The organism is Shewanella seohaensis (assembly GCF_023283775.1).
GTDB classification, from domain to species: domain Bacteria; phylum Pseudomonadota; class Gammaproteobacteria; order Enterobacterales; family Shewanellaceae; genus Shewanella; species Shewanella seohaensis.
Genome location: NZ_JAKILE010000016.1, coordinates 44110 through 62931, shown reverse-complemented (window position 1 = coordinate 62931; position 18822 = coordinate 44110). Strand labels below are relative to the sequence as shown.

Sequence of the window (18822 nt, the reverse complement as noted above, 5' to 3'; positions counted from 1 at the left end):
ATCATTTTTATCAACTAATCATTAACTTAGCTCAATAAACAAAGGTAAATTTTGTTGCTTTTGGTGACGCCCTTCATGACAATGTGTGCCAAGAATTCAGTTCGAATGCCCAAGAGGATTAACTATGCTGTCTGCAACCATGATCGAAAAGTTGAATGAACAAATTAATATGGAGTTCTTCTCCTCTAATTTATACCTGCAAATGAGTGCATGGTGTGAAGATCAAGGCTTTGAAGGCGCAGCAAAATTTATGCGCGAACATGCGGATGAAGAGATGGGCCACATGCGTCGTTTGTTCACTTATGTGAGCGAAACTGGCGGCTTGCCGCTACTGGGTGCAATTGAAGCGCCGCAGTCGCAGTTTGATTCGCTGTTGGCGTTATTCGAGCTGACCTATGAACACGAGCAACTGATCACTAGTAAGATCAATGCCTTGGCCCATGCTGCCTTTTCAAACCAAGATTATTCGACCTTCAATTTCCTGCAATGGTATGTGGCCGAGCAGCACGAAGAAGAAAAGCTGTTTAAGTCGATCGTCGATAAGATCCGTTTAGTGGGCGAAGATGGTAAAGCACTGTTCTTTATCGATAAAGATTTAGCTAAGTTGGCATCAAAGGGCGGTGAGAGCATTATGAACCCCCAAAGCCAGCCACAGGCCTAAGCGGCATTGTGATGATAAAAAAGCAGCCTAGGCTGCTTTTTTATTGGCGATCATTCAGCTTAATGAGCCTTATATCAACTGTTTACGCACTTCTCACGCTGCTCTAAGTGCAGCATTTTCGGCAAGGTCTGGTCGAGTAATGGGGTTATCTCATCGAATGGCAGCGGTTTAGAGAGTAAATAGCCTTGTGCATAGTGGCAGCCTAAGTCACGCAAAAACTGCCATTGGGCCTCGGTTTCGATTCCTTCGGCGACAAGCTCCATCTCAAGACTTTGCCCCATCATCACAATGGCCTTGACCAGATTAGCGTTAGAGCAGTTTTCGAGGGCGTGCTCGACAAAGCTGCGGTCAATCTTGATGACCGAAATCGGGAATTTCTTCAAATAACTCAATGATGAATAGCCAGTGCCAAAGTCATCGATATAAATCTGTGAGCCTAAGTGGCGGATGGATTCGAGGGTGCTTAAGCAGTGGCTGGCATCACCCATCAGCATGCTCTCAGTGATCTCAATATGCACGTTTCTAGGATTGATATGGTGACGGTTAAAGCATTCCTGCAACACTTGGTCGAAGCCGATACCCCGGGTGTTTATGCACTGACGGCTGGAGACATTGATGGCGACATTCAGGTTGAGTCCCATATGCTGCCATTGTCTTAAATCGTGCATGGCTTGGTTGAGCACCCATTCGCCCATAGGTTCGATAAGCCCTGTCTCTTCGGCGATAGCGATAAACTGGTCTGGCGGGATCAGCCCTAAGTCGGGATCTTGCCAGCGGATCAGCGCCTCAACGCTGCAGATTTGCCCCGTCTTCATATCGACAATCGGTTGATAAAAGAGGGTAAATTCATCCTGTGCCACGGCGCGGCGCAGTCGTTGTTCCAGTTCCATGCGGGCAAACATGGCTTGGTTCATGCCAGAGGTAAAGTACTTAAAGTTATTCCGCCCAGCATCTTTGGCCTGATACATGGCCATCTCGGTATTGCGTGTCAGCGAACTCACATCGAGCCCGTCCTCGGGGTAGACGCCGATGCCGAAGCTGGCCGAGATCTGGATTTCCCGCTCATTTAAGTTAAAGGGCGCTGCTAAGGTTTCAATGATCCGGCTCGCCATATGCTCAATCGCGAACTCATTGGTGACGCGGGGAAGGATGAGCACAAATTCGTCGCCACCGATGCGGGCGACAAAGTCGTTCTTACCTGCAATATTTTCCAGCCGCTTAGCCACGTCTTGCAACAAGAGATCGCCCATCGCATGGCCTTGTACATCATTGATATATTTGAATTGGTCTAAGTCGATCAGCAGAATCGCCAGCTTGCGGGAGTCGTGTTGGGCGAGTTGAATTTCATGCTGCAGGCGCTCGTTAAACAGCTTACGGTTAGGTAGCCCAGTTAAGGTGTCGAAGTTTGCCTGATACCAGAGGTCTTGTTCGTATTGCTTGCGCTTACTGATATCCATAAATAAACCAATATGTTGGATTATTTCGCCCTGTTCATTACGCACCACAGTAATGGCAAGGTACTCGGGATACACTTGGCCATCTTTGCGTTTGTTCCAGATTTCGCCTTCCCATTTGCCCTCTTTATGCAGTGCTTCCCACATGGCGGTGTAGTAATGATGCGGGTGGCGATTCGAGCTTAAAATCGAGGGGCTGCGGCCCTTCACCTCTTCGAGGCTATAGCCGGTGATCTGGCTAAAGGCGGGGTTAATCAACTCGATATGGTTATCGGCATCCGTGACCATAATGCCTTCGGCGGAATAGTTAAATACGGCGGCGGCGCGGCTTAGGGCGTGGTTGGCCTTTTGACGCTCGCTGATCATCCGATTCATGGCTTGTGCCATGCGGGCCAGCTCGTCGGTGCCTGAGGTATCGATATTGATATTGAGCAGCGGATCGGCGGCCATTTGCTGCATATCATTGGCAATCTTAGTGATTTTGATCATAAAGCTGCGGATGATTTTGCGCCCGAGCCAGAGGGTAATTGCCGCGGTAAAAATCGCGGAGAATAGATATAACCCGAGCAAACTTAGTGACTTAGTCTGCTCAACCTCACTCTGATGCGCCATTTTTTCGGTGATTTCATCACTGATGGCGTGCAACTTATTGATCCTATCGCTGGTGAGTGACCACCAGTGCTTGCTGCTGACGGGATGCGGCGGCATAAGTAATTTATTGATGGCGGCACTTAGGTCCTGATCATCCACTTGGATAAGGGCGCTGATTTCTTCGAGTGATAGCTGTTGATGCTTCAACTGCTGCAACTGGGTCATGCAGAATTGGTATTGATCTATGCTGTCCTCGATGGTTTTTACCGCAGGCTTAAGCTCAGGAATATTGCGGATCTCATGATTTAACTCATCGAGATTCAGCTGAATAATCGATAGCGCCTTAGTAAATCGTTCCAGCGCAGCACTGTTTCCCTTAATCAAATAGTCTTGAAAACTGTCAATCAAGCCACCGTAGCCTAAATGGGCATTGATATTTTGCACTAAGGTGCTGACGCGGATTTGCTGTTCGATGCGTTGGCTTATCTTGAGGATACGCAGGTTTTCGGGGGAGGTTTGTACCTTGCGTATTAAGGATTGGCGGTCGGAAATAGAGGCATTGCTCGCGTGTTCAACTGCTTGGCCATACTCGTACATTATGGTGCTGATCGCGCGGTAGTCGTTAATGCTCAGCGTCTGCGACTGTAACATCCGATTAATTGCATCGCGCTCTTTTACCGCCAGCTGTTGCACCATGAGTATATTGAGCAAATCCGTGTAGGCCCTAGATTGGCTGATATTGCTGGTTTGTAGCTGTAATTGCTGGATAAGTTTGACCAATTCAGTATTGAACTGGTTGTATAAATCGATAAATGCCTTGGGATGTTGGTCTAAAGCCTCTTGGCGACCCGAAGCCAGTTTATGGCTCAGCAGTGTCAGGGTATTGAGCTGCTCCTGCAACTGCACGGCGGCGAGTTGATTGCGACCCAATGCGGACATCAAGTTGCTTAAGGCTGAGCCGTTGAGCAGGGTGTCTAAGGCATTGGATGTAACCTGTTGCTGCTGTAGGAGGCGAGTTTCTTCTTGGGGGAGTGCGGGGGCTGAAAGCTGGGCGCTGAGGCCATATTCGTTATGCAGTTGGTAGAGTAGTTCGGTGGTTTGGGCGGTCGCTTGGATTGCCAGATGATTCTGATTGGCGGAGCGATATTCCTTCACTAGTACATACATCCGCGACAACACAAAAATACTCATCATCAGCAAAGGTAGCAGTGAAAACAGAATCAACTTCTGCTTCAGGCTGAGATGCTGTAGCGTGGATGGCATGTAAACTTACTCCTACTTTTGCCTGGTTGGAGACATAAAAAATCAAGGCATAACCTTGATATGTTGAAAGCGAAAAAAACCAGACACTGGGTGTGGATATTTAACATAGAAGCAAGAGGGTCGCGACCCCTAGTTTATGGATATCTAATCTAGCTCACGAAATTCAGTTATTTATTATATATAACTAACATATTATTTTTATTAGTGTATTTACTCACCTAGCAAACAAATAAATTGCCTGTCTGTGATATCCGATGGGATTTGATACAAAAGCTAAGATTTTGTGCCAAGCATAATCGGCAAATAAAAAAGGACGTGGGCAGGGCCGACGTCCTTTAAATCGAATTCCGCTTGTGGGGTTAATTAGCCAACGTTGGCTAATAACGACTTACGGTAAACGACGATATCTTCAATCGTCAGCACTGGCATATTGTGCGCTGCACCAAAGGCGATAATTTCTGGCAGACGCGCCATAGTGCCATCGGGATTGGTGACTTCGCATAACACACCCGCAGGCTTGAGGCCGGCCAGTTGCATTAAATCGATAGTGCCTTCGGTATGGCCACGGCGAGTTAATACGCCGCCGGGTTGGGCGCGCAGTGGGTACACATGGCCTGGGCGAGCTAAATCACTCGGCTTAGCATTGTCGGCGATAGCAGCTTTAATGGTGGTGACGCGGTCCGCAGCCGAAACGCCAGTGGTGACTCCCACTTTAGCTTCGATACTCACGGTAAAGGCAGTGCCATATTGGCTCGAGTTGTTTTCGACCATAGGTGGCAGCTCGAGGGCTTTGACCTTTTCATCTGGTAAACACAAACACACGATACCGCTGCATTCGCGGATCAGCATGGCCATTTGCGCATTGGTCAGTGACTCGGCGGCAAAAATTAAGTCGCCTTCGTTTTCTCTATCTTCGTCATCGACGACCAACACACCTTGGCCTTGGCGCAGGGCTTCAAGACCCGCTTCAACGCGTTCGATAGCAGTACCAAAAGGAGCAAGTAAAGACTGATTCATGGTTAATATCCTTCAAAAATACGACATGGGAATTTCCAGAATCAGGGCGTGCAGAAATACAGCCTTTACCCCAATGGGGATTGAGCTGTAGCAATAGACCCGTTTAAGCTCAATGGCTTACGTCGGCTAATTGCAAAATATGAGGCTAACATTCAGATGGCGATGGCTTTCGCTCATTGGCTGAAACGAAGCGCCTGCATCCTAATGTTGTCTTACATTCTCTTCCATCCGGACTCAGTACCGTTGCTATGATGGCAAACAGTCCATTACCGTCGGCTCTGGAATAGTAGCGCTCGATAGGCGTTAACCAAAACGAGACAAGCTAAGTCACCAGATCTGCTGACCCCGAAATTGCATTCGGGCGCTCGCGGGCTTTAGTGGGAGTGAAAACGGCTCACGACACTATTTACCGCCGGTGGGGAGTTTCACCCCGCCCTGAGAATTGTTGTTAGGCCTTAGCCTAAAAACGCGGTTATGTTGCGCCTATTTAGTTGGAATGGCAATAAAATCGCGCCATAAATTGGGCAATGTTTGCACAAGCGCACAACTAGCCGCCAAGCTTAAACCAGCATCATCTTTAGGAAACTCGCAACAAGCGCTAGCTTGGGTATATCATATCCGGCACATCAACTTATTGGCTTGCCGTCGTGCCCCACGATGGTGTTTGAACGTCACAAGGACGTATAAATGCGCACTCTGCTGCTTACTTTAGGTCTCGCTATGCTATTACCCGGTTGCTCCACTCCAAAAGGGCAAGTCTCTGCGCCCGTTGCGGAAAAAATTCCCCATGTGATGACCTTGCACGGGGTCACGCGCACCGACGATTACTATTGGATGCGCGATGATAAACGCCAAGATCCTAAGGTTTTGGCGCATCTGAATGCCGAAAACCGTTACACCCAAGCCTACTTTAAGCCGCTTAAGTCATTGCAGGATGGGTTGTTTAACGAACTGACTGGGCGCTTAGTGGCCGATGAGTCGAGCGTGCCTTACCAATGGCACCAGCACAGCTATTACCGCCGCTACCAAGAGGGCGGCGAATATCCGCTGATCGCCCGCAAAGGCAGTGACGGGGTTGAGCAAATGATGCTGGACGTGAATGAGCGCGCTAAGGGCCATGAGTTTTATGGTTTAGGTGGCGTCAGCGTCAGCCCGGATGAAACCATGTTGGCCTTCGGTGAGGATGTCTTAAGCCGCCGCGTGTATAACATCTACTTTAAAGATATTGAATCCGGCGCCATGATCACCGATGTGCTTGAAAACACAGAGGGACGCATCGTTTGGGGCAATGACAATCGCCATGTGTTTTATATCGCCAAGGATTTGCAAACCCTGCTGGGTTACCGCGTATATCGCCATGAACTCGGCACGCCACAATCGCGCGATGTGTTGGTGTATGAGGAGCAAGATGATGCTTACTACATCTCCCTCGGCAAGAGTTTAGACGAGTCGCAAATTGTGCTGTTCCACGAGAGCACCACAACCAGCGAAGTGTCAGTGTTGGATGCTAACGATCCCCTAAGCCTGTTCAAACCTGTGCTCGCGCGGGAAGAAGGCCATGAATACAGCGTCTCTAAGCTGGGCGACAGCTATTACATTCTGACCAACTGGCAGGCGACTAACTTCCGTTTGATGAAAGTGGCGATTAAGGATGCCGCCGATAAGTCCAAATGGCAGGAAGTGGTTGCCCATAATCCTAATGCGCGCATCGAAGACGAGCTAGTGCTGAAGGATTATTTGGTGATTCAAACCCGTGAAAATGGCCTAACGCGCATTAAAGTGATGCCATTCAATGGTCAAAAGCCCTTTGAGCTGAGTTTTGACGAGCCCGCCTATGTGCTCGGTTTAGATGTTAACGCCCAGCAAGATAGCGATAAGTTACGGATTTTCTACTCGAGCCTGACTACGCCCGAGGCGATTTATGAGTACCACTTAAGCAATCCCGATAGACGCGATCTACTCAAGCAGGAACAAGTGCTCGGCGGCTTCGATGCCAGCCAATACCGCGCCGAACGTTTATTTGTCACCGCCCGCGATGGCGCTAAGGTGCCAGTGTCCTTGGTGTATCGTAAGGATAAGTTCAAGAAAGACGGCACCAACCCTCTGTACCAATATGGTTATGGTTCATATGGTTACACAGTAGAGCCTGACTTTTCGTCGTCGGTTATCAGTCTGCTCGACCGCGGCTTTGTATATGCCATCGCCCATGTGCGCGGCAGCGAAATGCTCGGTCGCCCTTGGTACGATGCGGGCAAATTACTGAATAAAAAGAATACCTTTAATGACTTTATCGATGTCACCACCGCCTTAACCGAGCAAGGTTATGGCGATAAAAATAAAGTGGTGGCCTCGGGCGGCAGTGCTGGTGGGCTGTTAATGGGCGCGATTGCCAATATGGCGCCTGAAAAGTACTTTGCCATTGCAGCACACGTGCCCTTTGTGGATGTGGTCACGACCATGCTCGATGAGTCGATTCCGCTCACCACCAACGAGTACGATGAATGGGGTAATCCAAACGAGAAAACCTATTTCGACTATATGCTCAGCTACTCGCCCTACGACAATGTTGCCGACCACGAGTACCCACACCTGTTGGTCACCACAGGTTTGCATGATTCACAGGTGCAGTATTTCGAGCCAGCTAAATGGGTAGCAAAACTGCGTGAAGTGCAAAATAAATGGTACAAACTGGACGATAAGGTGTTGTTATTCGACGTTAATATGGATGCTGGCCACGGTGGCAAGAGTGGCCGTTATCGCCAGTATCAAGACACGGCGCAGGAATATGCCTTCTTCTTAAGCCTGCTCGGCATGACTAAGTAGGCACCAACGGGTGACCGATTTAGTGATTGAAGCCGCTAATTCAACTCCCTCGGCTAGCCCCCAAAAAGGGGCTAGCCAAGCGCAAGCTGTTAACAAAGCTCAGCTTTCGTGCAAGCTAGAAGCGCAAGGTGCTGAGCAAGCTGTGACTTCGGAGCAAGGCGCAACATCAGAGAGAGAACAAGTCTCGACGTGGTATCTGTACCTTATCCGCTGCGCCAATGGCCACTTATACACTGGCATTACTACAGATGTCACACGCCGCTTTAACGAACATCAATCAAGCAGCCCCAAGGCAGCAAAGTACCTGCGTGGCAAAGGGCCATTAACTCTAATGTATCAAGAACAAGTCGGTACCCGCAGTGATGCACTCAAGCGTGAGATCGCGATAAAAAAACTGAGTCGTGCTCAGAAGTTGGCGTTGATTGAAAGTGGGCGTGAAACTGCTTAACAGCCTGTTTTTTGTTATTCCCGCAATGCTGTTGAGCGTGAATCCTGATCTATTAACTGCATTGAAATGATTAAGCACAGTCATTCCAGTGACACGCAGCAAGTACGTCCTTGTATGCTCGACCGTGACATCCATGTCACGGACGGTCACTTCCATGCCAGTGCTTAATCCCTTTAACCACAGAGTATTCTGTTAGCCTATAAACACCTCGATTCTGTCGTTAAGTAGCAAAATTTAACAGTGCCTCGGTTATTTTTACAGTAGTGAGTTAGTCGCGGAAGAAGCTTTCTCTTTGCTGCTCATAATCATCTGCCTCAAAGCGACAGTTTTCACACTGTACAGCGTCTCTCCATTCTGACTCTTCAAGTGCTTCCAAGTAGCTACCATTTGATAGTTGAGTCTGACAATCGTTGTGATATCCACCAGGGTCAGTTACTCCTTCGCAGCCTGAAGTTAGGAAGGGAATTAGTACTCTTTGCTGGGCGGGAGACAGATTCTCGTAGCCTTTATCAATAGCTAATTGCGCAATTCCACTAACCTTCTGATCCTCGTCGTTGAGGCGGCCAAACTCTAATAGTTTTTCTAAAATTCTTTCTGTAGTCATGTTTCTATCCCTAGCTATCGAAATTGTGGACTTAGTATGGTTTTTATGAGCTATATCAATATGTCATGGCACGTAATTAAAATGTAGCGAAACTCTTCTGATATCCAATATTACAGTAAATCTGATGTAAAACTATTGGATGAATTAGAATGCTTTTTAATCAGTGATGAGTGAGGTATTATCCAATAATCTCAGAATAACAATAAATTAGAGTCGTTCGTGGAAGCAAAGATTATTGAGTTTCATCTTGAATACAATCCCCATAGAAAGAATGCTGCGGAGGTGTTCCATGCAATGGGGAACTTCATTTCAGCATATGAGAAATTTGGGAAAATCATTTCCCAATCTGTGGGGGAGAATTTAGATTTTGAAGTTGAGTTAAAGGAAGTCACTCATGGTTGTATTCTTGCAAAGCTGATGCTCAAACTTGAAGAGTGGACGAGACCTGATGACCTAATTCGAGAGTTAACGGGAGAAATCTCGCAACCTCAGCAAGTTGCTCTAGTTGCCGCGAAGGAAAAAAGAAGAATCTCTGAGGAGTATCGAAAGAGATATGATCGAGAGATAGTCGAGCCTTATATTAGTGACATAGACGTTGCGCTTGCGATGGAACAGTGGTCTGAAGGAACCAAACTTTTAAACCAAGACGAGTACTTGAAGATTTGTGATGATGGAGATGATTTGTCAAATGTCGTGCCATTTGACCCCGAGTTCAGGTTTACGGGTAACATTCGGAAAATGTACTCGAATTACAAGTCTAGTCATGATGGTGAGGAAATCATCGATATATTCAGGCCATGTTGTAAAGGCAAGTCAAAATGGGAAGTTATCAGTCGTAAAACAGGAAAAAAATTTAATGCTGAAATCACTGATAAAAAGTGGCTTGATGAGTATCAAAAATCTGAAAAACGATTAGGAGGTAGCGACAGTTTAAGAGTCCACAGTAAATATGATGTAGTTGTCATTAACGGTGAAGAGCAAATCAAAAATGCGAAAATCGTTGAAGTAATAGGCATTATTAGTGGTTCTGGGTATCAGAATGAACTTTTCTAACGAGTTCAAAACAGCGTTAACAGCCTACCTCTTCGTGGCAACGCCATTTTTTATATTGATAGTGGTAAAGATATTGTCTGGCAGGTATGAAGACATTTTACTCACGGGAGATTGGGCAATAGCCAGTGCTATGATGTTTTCAACCTCCTACTTCAATGTTAAAAATGCATTGAACCGCGCCAATGACATTAACAAGGTTGGATTGGATTTGTATTTACAAGTGACACTTGTATTGGCGTTCATCAGTATAGCGATATACGTTGTCTTATTGTTGCAACCAAAGAATTATCCTGCAGCAGTGGCTCAAGTACTTATCTTCTTATTCGCAACAATAAACTTTATAAAATACAGTAGATTGACTTACAGGTTGAAAGGTGGTGTTTAAAAAGAGTTTAACTAGAAGAGTTTAATTAGACACCAATTGTTAAATTCAGCTGCGGAATAATGAAAGCCAGATCAAGCATTACTCAGTTATCAATGGTTGCGCCAGTGACCTTCTAAAACATGGATGTTTTAGTAGAGCCTACAAGGACGCGATTTTTAAAACATGAGTACGGCGAGTCACTGGTGTGGCTCATATAAGAGCGTGCGAAAGCCTGCGGCAGGCAATTAGGGAATACTATAGCCAGAAGCCAGCCTCTCGAGCCTTTACCGAAACTAAGTTTTGCTATGAAACTACCCATCGGCTGTATCGACGCCGCTGCTCCTTATGTATTTAAGGTTGCTTGTAGCCAGTCAATAAAGTGTGCGTTATGCCGATTGCTTAGTAGGGCTTTATTGGGGATGTAATAGCAAAGCGATGATTTTACAGCGTTAGGGCTAACGGCTTGCAATATCCCAGCCTGTACATATTGTTGGGTGAGCGTGGTAGAGCTAAAGACCCAAGCTTGCCCTGCGAGCGCCTGCTGAATACCAAACAACTCCTGATCATAGTATTTGATATCCAATCCAGAGTCTTGCAAGCCTTGCTTTGCCAACCAGTCCGTTAGCGGCGGTGGCGGTAAGTTATTATTTTTCCACCTTGTTGTGTATATGGTCAGAGGTTTAGGACCTGCTGGCAATGATGCAGCCGCTGGTGTAGCAAACATATTAAAGAACTCTGTTTTTAATACATCATCAGGATGTTGATGGCGCAGATCCCCAAAGCGCAGCGGCAGCGTAAAGGCATCATGCTGCATATCTTCGCCTGTCGCGACTTCAACTTGGGTTTGTGGGTAAGTCGCGTAAAACTGTTGTAGTGCAGGTATCAAGACCAACGCCGCAAGTGACGATGTGGTGGCGACCTTAATATGGCGTCCAGTACTCGCGATATCGTCCAAGGTTTGATTTATGGCCTGAAATCCTTGAGTGGTCACGGTGGATAAACGCTCACCAGCCGGCGTTAAACTAATGCGTCTGGCTTGGCGTTGAAAGAGCGCGACATCCAAGCGCTGTTCTAGATTGTTGATATGGTGCGATATTGCGGTCGGTGATAGTGATAACTCTAGCGCTGCCAATTTAAAGCTGCCGAGTCTGGCTGCTGCTTCAAATGCTTTTAACGCTTGTAATGAAACCTGCATAGTCATCCGCCTTCGATAAGTATTAGGTGAAAATAGATGAGTTTGGCTCATCTGTAAATGCGTTTTAGTCGTTTGTCTGTCACTCGCTGAAAAACCACAATAGCTGGGTATTTTCAGCTAAAGAGAGATTCAAGATGACACATATTCTTCATATAGATTCAAGCGTTAGAGCTGTGTTAAACGATAATCCAGCTCATAACTCTATTTCTAAACAATTGGCAGAATGGTTTATTGCTAGTTTTAAAACTCACTGTGCTACAGCTGAGTATACTTACCGTGATGTCGGGATGAATCCACCAGATTTTATCAACCAACAGTGGATTGGTGCGGTGTTCACGCCGGAGGCTAAACGCTCTGCGGCGCAGCGGCAGCAATTGGCATTATCGGATCAATTGATTGCGGAGGTGTCAGCGGCCGATCTGATTGTGATTTCTGCACCTATGTACAACTACGGTATGCCTGCTCAGCTTAAAGCTTGGTTTGATCAGATTGTGAGGATTAACAAGACCTTCGATTTTGACTTGAACCGTGGCGATACCCCTCTAGCGCCATTACTGTCAGGCAAAACCTTAGTGATTCTGACGTCCTGCGGTGAGTTCGGCTTTGAGGAGGGTGGCGTAAACGAACGGCATGGGCATTTGGTGCCGCATTTACGTACCCTGAGTAAGTATTTGGGTGTTGAGCAGATTTTTGAAGTCGCCTCTGAATATCAAGAGTTTGCCGATAATCGACATTGGCAATCGTTACAGCAGGCACTGGCAAAGTCCGCTGCCATTGGGTTACAACTAGCACAACACTACGCAGGGGAAGCGACTGATGTGTAATCGCTTTTTACCTGCGGTTAACCACACCTTGGCGTTGGCGCAAAAGGAAGTCGAAGGTACGGGCCTGCCGTTTTCGGCTGTGATTGTGGATGAGTCTGGGCGGATTGTGGCTGAAGGGGTGAATCGGGTACAGGCGCTGCATGATTGTACCGCCCATGCTGAAATCCAAGCGATACGAATGGCGACTTTGCTACTTAAACAAGTCAGCTTGGAGGGCATGACATTAATCGCTTCTGGTGAGCCCTGTGGATTTTGTTATATGGCGATACAGCTGGCTAAAATCAGTCGGGTCATCGTCTTAGTCGATCGCCACGAAGCTTGCCAATATGGCTTTGATTATCGTTGGACCTATCAGCTATTGCAGGAGTCGAAATTGCAAATTGAGATCAGTAAATGGCCGCAGTTGAATCATCGGCTTCAGCCATTTCGCCAAAGTTCTATTGGGTTAGCTTCAATCGGCATGTAGGTCAGTGGTATGGTTTGCGGCAGTATGACTTGCCGCATTCACTGAGGCTTTAAACCGAAGGTCACTCTTGCTCAAAGGTGCGAGTGTTTCGGCTTTATTGAGATACTCCAGCGTGGTGCGGATAGCGTCTTGATGATGGCTAAATTCCCTAAAAATACGCTTTGCAATCAACAGATTTAGCTGCTGTTGGCTCAATGCGGCATGCTCATGCTGCATTTGTAAAATAGTCTCCTCTAGGGAAATGGGGGGTATTTCTCCTAGGTTAATGAGGAAGGTTTTGGCGACTGAGCTGGCGTGTGAGAAATAGTCCGAGTGCGCATCTAAGGCGTAAATATGCTCGAAAATGTGTTTAGCTAGGGCTGTATTACCATTCTGATAAAAGGTTTCGCCATCAAAACAAATATCCCCTAGTCCTTCCATTATTTCTCTTGGGTTATCCGATTGAGAAAGCGATTCAATTTCTTGTTGGTATTCCGAAAACTGATCCATATTTTCGACCTTACAGGCAATACTGCGTGACTTTGTGACTATCGAGCGGGAAGGTGAATTATCTTAACAAATTCGCGGACTGAAAGTCTGGTTATCGCAAATTTAAGTTTTATGGTCGCACAAAAAAAGATGCCACTACAAGGGGTTAGTGGCATAAAGTGCATAAGAATGTCCATGGAACGGTAACGCAAAAAAGGGGTGGGTAGAAGACTGACATTTGGTTGGGTACTGCAACATCAGTCTCTACGCCGGGAAGTTGGTTGAGCGGTAACGCTAAGGGTCTAACGGGTTTAGTGTTTACTTACGGGGCCATCGATTTTATCGAAGCTCACATCCCCTGAACCTGCCGAGAGAATGGTTAAGCCCTTAGTGTTCACCACATTGATATCGCCTGAGCCATCGTTGATGGTGACTGTGTTTTGCACATTGGCTACGTTGATTTCACCTGAACCGTCATCAATGGTGATGCTGCCTTTAATATCATTAACTTGGATACCGCCAGAGCCATCGACAATCGCCAGATTACCGTTGACTTGGCTGACTTCAATCGCGCCAGAACCATCGTCGATACTGACATTATTGCCACCATGGATTGCCAGTTCGCCAGAGCCATCCTTGACCTTAATATCCGCAGTCATCTTATTGATCAAAATCGCACCTGAACCATCGTCTATGTCCAGCGCTAATCCGGCGGGCACTTGTAACTTAAGGTCGATATAGGGTGAGTAATTGCTAAAGCTGCTATGCGATTCAAAGTCGGCCTTAAGCTGGGCTTTGTTGGCTTTTTTCTCGAGGGTGAGAATGACTTTGCTATCGTCATTGCTATAGATATCAGCGACTAACTTAATTTGGGTCAGGCCTTCGACACCGATAATTTCAAGGCTGCCTGCACCGGTTTCGGCGACGAGTTCCTGTAGGTCTTGAGCATCGAGGCTGAGTTCACGTTGTTGGTGATCTAAATCCGGCATGCCAGCGGCGTTCACATTGATAATGCAGCCAGTGAGTGACACGCCAACCGTAAAGAGGGCGACAAATCCGAGGGTGAATATAAAAGGGCGTAGTGACATTTTCTTCTTCCTTGTTATCGACACTCGACGACCGACTGAGTGCTGAGCTATTAGCGATAAGCTTGATATCACTTGAGTTTGCACATCCTATGCCAATTTTAAAATGTATTAATAATCATGTAGATAAATTAAATGTGTCCGCTTGGGCGCTGGCGGACATGTCCGCTGAATGAGTGATTTTTCCCAAAGAGTGGTGAAATTACTCACTTATTCAGTTAGCGTGTGTCCATTCAGCCCGCTTGGCTCATCGCATGACTAGAAAGGATTCATATGGATTACTTAACGACCAATAAAATCGCTTGGGATGCCCGCACTCGGGTGCACTTAACCTCTGATTTTTATGATGTTGAAGGCTTTTTGAGTGGCAACACATCCTTAACGGAAATCGAGCTGAGTGAGCTTGCGGTGGCGGGCAAAAGTCTACTGCATCTGCAATGTCATTTTGGCTTAGATACCTTGTCGTGGGCGCGAATGGGCGCAAAGGTGACTGGGGTCGATTTATCCGAGGTGGCGATTGCTGAGGCGCGCAAGCTGGCGCAGCAGACGCAGTTGTCCGCCGAGTTTATCTGTAGCGATGTCTACAGCGTAGCGGGCAAGGTTGAGCCGCAAGATGTTGTATTTACCTCCTATGGCGCGATTGTTTGGTTGCCGGATTTAACACTCTGGGCGCAGACCATTGCGGCGTGTTTAAAGCCTGGCGGACAGTTTTATATGGCCGAGTTTCATCCAGCGCAGCAGCTATTCGATGGGTATAGCTATTTTAATCGGGGTGAGCCAGATATTGAGCAGGAAGGAACCTATACCGAGAATGCCGGTGATGAGCAGCAAACCTTAATGTGTTGGTCCCATAGCTTGTCTGAGGTGATCAATGTCTTATTGCAGGCGGGTTTAGAGTTAGCGTTCTTCCACGAGTTTGCGTTTAGCCCCTATAACTGCTTCGAAGGGCTAGAGGCGCAAGCCGATGGCCGTTATGTACTAACACACCAAGGGCAACAGGTGCCCTTGGTGTATAGCATTAGCGCGCGTAAGCCTGCTTAATCCTTGCCGTTTTTAACTGCGGGATTAACGGCTACGGTAGACCGGATACTTAAGATATTGATTATCGTAGTAAGGGCTGCGCTCATAGAACCAGCGTAAGCGTGCCTCGGGATCGGTGGCAAACTCTGGGTTTTCCAGTGCTTTGTTAAATTCCGCCTGCAGCTTGGGATCTTCCTTAAGCATCTTGGCGGCCAGCGGCTCTACGGCGTAGTCCTCAATGTATTCGGTACGGGTAAAGATAGGGTTAAAGAAGCCCCATTGCAGTAACGAGTCCGGTGATTGTGGCTCGAGCAGTAAAATCGCCAGATCGCCTAAGGGTTGATCTGTGCTGATTTTCACTGTGCCCGCGGGCAAGGTGGTGGTCAGTTTGGCCAGTGTCGAGTCGGCCTTCACTGTGAGTCGTCCCTCGAACGCCTTGGTATTAAACACCGGATTGCTCAAGCTGTATTGCTGCAATTTAAGCTCAGTTGGCTTGCTTAAACGTGTCATCCGAATGCCGTGTAGATTTAAGCGGTCAATCACTTGTGTCCACTGGGCGGGAATATAGTAAGCACTCGGGCGAGTGACTTTTATGTCGGGCACGGTTTCGGCAATCACAGGTAGGTTCGGGTACAGCTTAGGCTCGCCTGTCCAGCGCACTACCTCGGTGCCGCTAATCGGGCTCTGCTCAAGCTTGTAATCTATGCCTTTAAAATCCCAGCCTTTAGCCAGTGGCGCCGATTTCCATGTTAATGTGATCAGTGGCGAGGCGCGGTATTTATCCTCTTGAATCGCACTCTTTAACTTAGTCGCTTGGTCACCCACGGTTTTCAGGGTTTGCTCTAGCATCACATAGGTGCCAAGTACGCGCTGCTTAAAGGGTTTTAAGCTGTGGTTCTCAATCAAAATGGTGGGCAGATGGCGGGCATCACCATAACCATTAGAGAAGCGTGGGCTAGGGTTCCACAGTGACATGCCTTTAGTGATGTCGGTATTGTCGACGGCGAAAATCAGCGGACCCGGGATATGGCCTTGGGCGGTTAATGCCGCTTCTACCGCTGGGCGGTAGCTATTTTCGAGCCAGCGGAAACTGGCGGGACTCAAACCTTGGGCAAGGTTGTAGCCGAAGGTGATGTCGTACTGGTAGTCGATACCGTCGGTGACATGCACATCGATATACAAATCTGGTTGCCACACATTGATTGCCCGCAGCATATGCTGCATTTCTAAGGTGTCGGCCTTGGCGTAGTCACGGTTCAGGTTGAGGTTATTGGCATTGGTGCGCCAACCCATATTGACTGGGCCACGCTGATTTACGCGGTTAAATTCGCCGCTGCGCTCATGGGCATCGACGCTAAACATAGGCACAAACAGCAAGTTAGCCTTTTCGAGCAGATCGCTCTTGTCGCCTTTGACTATATCCCGCAGCAGCATCATGCCGGCGTCTTTACCGTCGATTTCGCCCGCGTGGATCCCGGCCTGCACCAGAATTGTCGGCTTAGTGTTTTGCTTTAGCCTTGCCGATTCGTTAATGCCTTCGCTGCTGGCGACATACATCCAAATGTCGCGCCCTTGAGGGCTCTTGCCTAGGCTGACTTTCTGCAATTTGGTGGTTTCGGCCGCTAATCGGTCGAGCCAAGTAATGGTGTCGTCATAGCTTGGGCTTTCGGTGCCGTTGCTTTGCTCGAAGGGGGTCGCCCATTCGTTATCGGCGCTGAGTAACAGGGCTTCGCTGCCACCGTGCCAAGTGATGCTTGGCGGGAGAATGGCGTCATTCACAAAGGTATTGGCGCGAGTCGGTGTTGCTGCCGCGTCGGTTTTAGCTGCCTCAGTGTTTGCGACTTCAACATTGGCAGCTCCAGTCGTTGTCACTTCGGGTTGCGCGACTTCGGTATTCGCGGCAACGGCTAACTGGGCGGTGAATAGTGAACCCGCCGATAAGCAGGCAATGGCGATAACGGAAGGGGAAAACAAGCGCATGAAAACAGTCCACACATCGAATTTTTATTAAGGCGGTATCTTTTCATTAAGCCCCTGCGAGTGCAAGGGCTGCCAAGGGTTTATCTTGATTCGAGAGGGTGATTTTCGCTGCCATGCGCCGTGGTAACAGTCTATGAAGGTTTGGCGGTTTTATGTAACACGGTTTGTCCGTTATAGGCGATTTCAATAATCTCGATATCGGCGTAGAGCGCTTCGACGGCAATGGCGAGTTGATAGATAAGCCAGCAGTATCCCGTGAGGGCAAATCCCTGCGTAACTTCATTGGCTAAAGGGGCCGAATTTGGCGTTTGGGCGGCCAAGCTGAGTTGTAATCTGTGCTGCAACTCTTGCTCTAATGAATTTGGTAGTGTTGGCAATGTGGCTGTTTTGCCTGCAACAAATTCACTCAGCCTGTGAAGATAAGCCGTAAGCTCGGCGGCGACACGGTTGATTTGGTGGTATGCCTCTTTGTCGGCCTCCTGCCAGCGACTCAAAGGTAATAACTCGAGTAGGGTGATCAGCCGCACCTGTTTATTGACTAATTCCGCCAGCAGCACTTTATGTTTTTTTAGCGTTTGGCTTTCCCACTCGAGGGAGAAAAACAGTTTCTTTTGGGTTAATACCGCCTTCATGGCCGCCTCTAGTTCGGCGCGAAAATCTAAATCATGGTTGGCGGGGGCCTGTAAATGTTGGGTAAGCACTTTGGCCATACTGTCGATGGCATTGGCGAGCTGGCTGCGCCAGTCCTGTTTGGCCTTAATCGGGAAGATAAACAGCGACACCAGAATGGCAATAACACAACCGAGCAGAATATTCGCCGTACGCCAGAGTGCCTCTGAGGTGTCGTGGTTCGCATCGCCCACCACGATAATAATGGTGAATCCTGCCACCAGATAGGCATAGCTGTAGCGTCCCGCCGAGATAAAACAGATCAGCGTGACCCCTAAGATCAGTAGCCCCATAATCAGCCAATAACTGTCGATAGTGGCCACTAACATCACGCCATAAGCCGAACCTAAACAGGTGCCTACCGCCCGCTGCAGGGACTTTTCAATCGCGCCACCCACCTGTGGCAGACTCATCATAATGATCACTATGGTCACCATGCTCCAAATGAAATGCGGCGGCGACCAAATGGCGTTAATAGTGACGGCAATCAGCAGGGCGAGGCCGAGTTTAAGGGCGTGAATGGCACGGAAATGACGATAGATAAAGTCGGCAAAAGGGCTTGCAGGGGCAAATACGGACATAATGCAACACTCCTTTGGACTGATGGTAGCCAAGCCATTATCGCAGAAAGGCACTGTGTCCGTGTGGCTTGGCGGATAAAGAAATACGAATTGCGAGGCGGCGCCGTTTGAGCTTAGACCAAGGCGCCGCCAAGATCACATAAATCTGCATTAAGTGATACAAAATCAGTAGGATAAGATGCGGTATCCCGAGGATTTAGACATAAAAAAGGCTTGAATAAGCAAGCCTATTCAAGCCTTGGTATATCAGTGTATT

Annotated in this window: 16 protein-coding genes and 1 riboswitch; of the genes, 8 read left to right on the top strand and 8 right to left on the bottom strand. The window is 47.8% G+C overall.

The features are described 5' to 3' along the window. Window positions 1-124: 124 nt before the first annotated feature. The gene (gene ftnA, locus L2713_RS17205; RefSeq protein WP_011620966.1) at window positions 125-661 is read left to right on the top strand and encodes a non-heme ferritin; all 537 of its coding nucleotides are present in this window, start codon (window positions 125-127) and stop codon (window positions 659-661) included. 74 nt (window positions 662-735) lie between these two features. Here the strand turns inward: ftnA and L2713_RS17200 are convergent, their stop codons facing one another. Continuing rightward, window positions 736-3969 carry an EAL domain-containing protein gene (locus L2713_RS17200; RefSeq protein ID WP_248968710.1) on the bottom strand — a complete coding sequence of 1078 codons (3234 nt, stop codon included), beginning with the start codon at window positions 3967-3969 and terminating at the stop codon, window positions 736-738. A gap of 363 nt (window positions 3970-4332) precedes the next feature. Next, a complete protein-coding gene (gene ribB / locus L2713_RS17195) occupies window positions 4333-4986 on the bottom strand; it encodes a 3,4-dihydroxy-2-butanone-4-phosphate synthase (protein ID WP_011620968.1) in 654 nt (217 codons plus the stop codon). 212 nt (window positions 4987-5198) lie between these two features. Then, window positions 5199-5433: riboswitch (FMN riboswitch) on the bottom strand. Window positions 5434-5673: 240 nt separating this feature from the next. Between ribB and L2713_RS17190 the strand changes: the two genes are divergently transcribed. Both L2713_RS17190 and L2713_RS17185 read left to right on the top strand, forming a co-directional pair. Next, the gene (locus L2713_RS17190) at window positions 5674-7809 is read left to right on the top strand and encodes a S9 family peptidase (RefSeq protein ID WP_248968709.1); all 2136 of its coding nucleotides are present in this window, start codon (window positions 5674-5676) and stop codon (window positions 7807-7809) included. Between the two features lie 10 nt (window positions 7810-7819). Next, window positions 7820-8257: a GIY-YIG nuclease family protein gene (locus L2713_RS17185; RefSeq protein WP_248968708.1), complete on the top strand. Its 438-nt coding sequence runs from the start codon at window positions 7820-7822 to the stop codon at window positions 8255-8257. Between the two features lie 268 nt (window positions 8258-8525). On the opposite strand, the gene L2713_RS17180 is transcribed toward L2713_RS17185, so the two are convergent. Continuing rightward, window positions 8526-8861, bottom strand: coding sequence for a hypothetical protein (locus L2713_RS17180; protein ID WP_248968707.1), 336 nt, complete (start codon window positions 8859-8861; stop codon window positions 8526-8528). 219 nt (window positions 8862-9080) lie between these two features. On the opposite strand from L2713_RS17180, the gene L2713_RS17175 reads away from it, so the two are divergent. Then, the gene (locus tag L2713_RS17175; protein WP_248968706.1) at window positions 9081-9914 is read left to right on the top strand and encodes a hypothetical protein; all 834 of its coding nucleotides are present in this window, start codon (window positions 9081-9083) and stop codon (window positions 9912-9914) included. After that, window positions 9901-10299 (top strand): hypothetical protein, encoded by a 399-nt coding sequence (locus L2713_RS17170; RefSeq protein WP_248968705.1) that lies wholly within the window; start codon window positions 9901-9903, stop codon window positions 10297-10299. The genes L2713_RS17175 and L2713_RS17170 overlap by 14 nt, the downstream gene beginning before the upstream one ends. 322 nt (window positions 10300-10621) lie before the next feature. Here L2713_RS17170 and L2713_RS17165 read toward each other — a convergent pair whose 3' ends face one another. After that, a complete protein-coding gene (locus tag L2713_RS17165; protein ID WP_248968704.1) occupies window positions 10622-11473 on the bottom strand; it encodes a LysR family transcriptional regulator in 852 nt (283 codons plus the stop codon). A 134-nt stretch (window positions 11474-11607) separates the two neighbouring features. Here L2713_RS17165 and L2713_RS17160 point away from each other — a divergent pair, with 134 nt between their 5' ends. Both L2713_RS17160 and L2713_RS17155 read left to right on the top strand, forming a co-directional pair. Beyond that, window positions 11608-12297 (top strand): FMN-dependent NADH-azoreductase, encoded by a 690-nt coding sequence (locus tag L2713_RS17160; protein WP_248968703.1) that lies wholly within the window; start codon window positions 11608-11610, stop codon window positions 12295-12297. Next, a complete protein-coding gene (locus L2713_RS17155; RefSeq protein ID WP_248968702.1) occupies window positions 12290-12763 on the top strand; it encodes a nucleoside deaminase in 474 nt (157 codons plus the stop codon). The genes L2713_RS17160 and L2713_RS17155 overlap by 8 nt, the downstream gene beginning before the upstream one ends. Here the strand turns inward: L2713_RS17155 and L2713_RS17150 are convergent. Both L2713_RS17150 and L2713_RS17145 read right to left on the bottom strand, forming a co-directional pair. Further along, on the bottom strand, window positions 12749-13252 hold the full coding sequence (locus L2713_RS17150) for a hypothetical protein (protein WP_248968701.1): 504 nt from the start codon (window positions 13250-13252) through the stop codon (window positions 12749-12751). The genes L2713_RS17155 and L2713_RS17150 overlap by 15 nt on opposite strands. Before the next feature lie 290 nt (window positions 13253-13542). Then, window positions 13543-14319 carry a DUF4097 domain-containing protein gene (locus L2713_RS17145; protein ID WP_248968700.1) on the bottom strand — a complete coding sequence of 259 codons (777 nt, stop codon included), beginning with the start codon at window positions 14317-14319 and terminating at the stop codon, window positions 13543-13545. A gap of 270 nt (window positions 14320-14589) precedes the next feature. Here L2713_RS17145 and L2713_RS17140 point away from each other — a divergent pair, with 270 nt between their 5' ends. Beyond that, window positions 14590-15357, top strand: a complete 768-nt coding sequence (locus L2713_RS17140) for a class I SAM-dependent methyltransferase (RefSeq protein WP_248968699.1) — start codon at window positions 14590-14592, stop codon at window positions 15355-15357. A gap of 24 nt (window positions 15358-15381) precedes the next feature. On the opposite strand, the gene L2713_RS17135 is transcribed toward L2713_RS17140, so the two are convergent. Together L2713_RS17135 and L2713_RS17130 are read right to left on the bottom strand one after the other, a co-directional pair. After that, entirely contained in the window at window positions 15382-17316 is a 1935-nt protein-coding gene (locus L2713_RS17135; protein ID WP_248968698.1) for a M14 family metallopeptidase, read from the bottom strand. 131 nt (window positions 17317-17447) lie between these two features. Further along, window positions 17448-18566, bottom strand: a complete 1119-nt coding sequence (locus tag L2713_RS17130; RefSeq protein ID WP_248968697.1) for an FUSC family protein — start codon at window positions 18564-18566, stop codon at window positions 17448-17450. Window positions 18567-18822 lie beyond the last annotated feature (256 nt).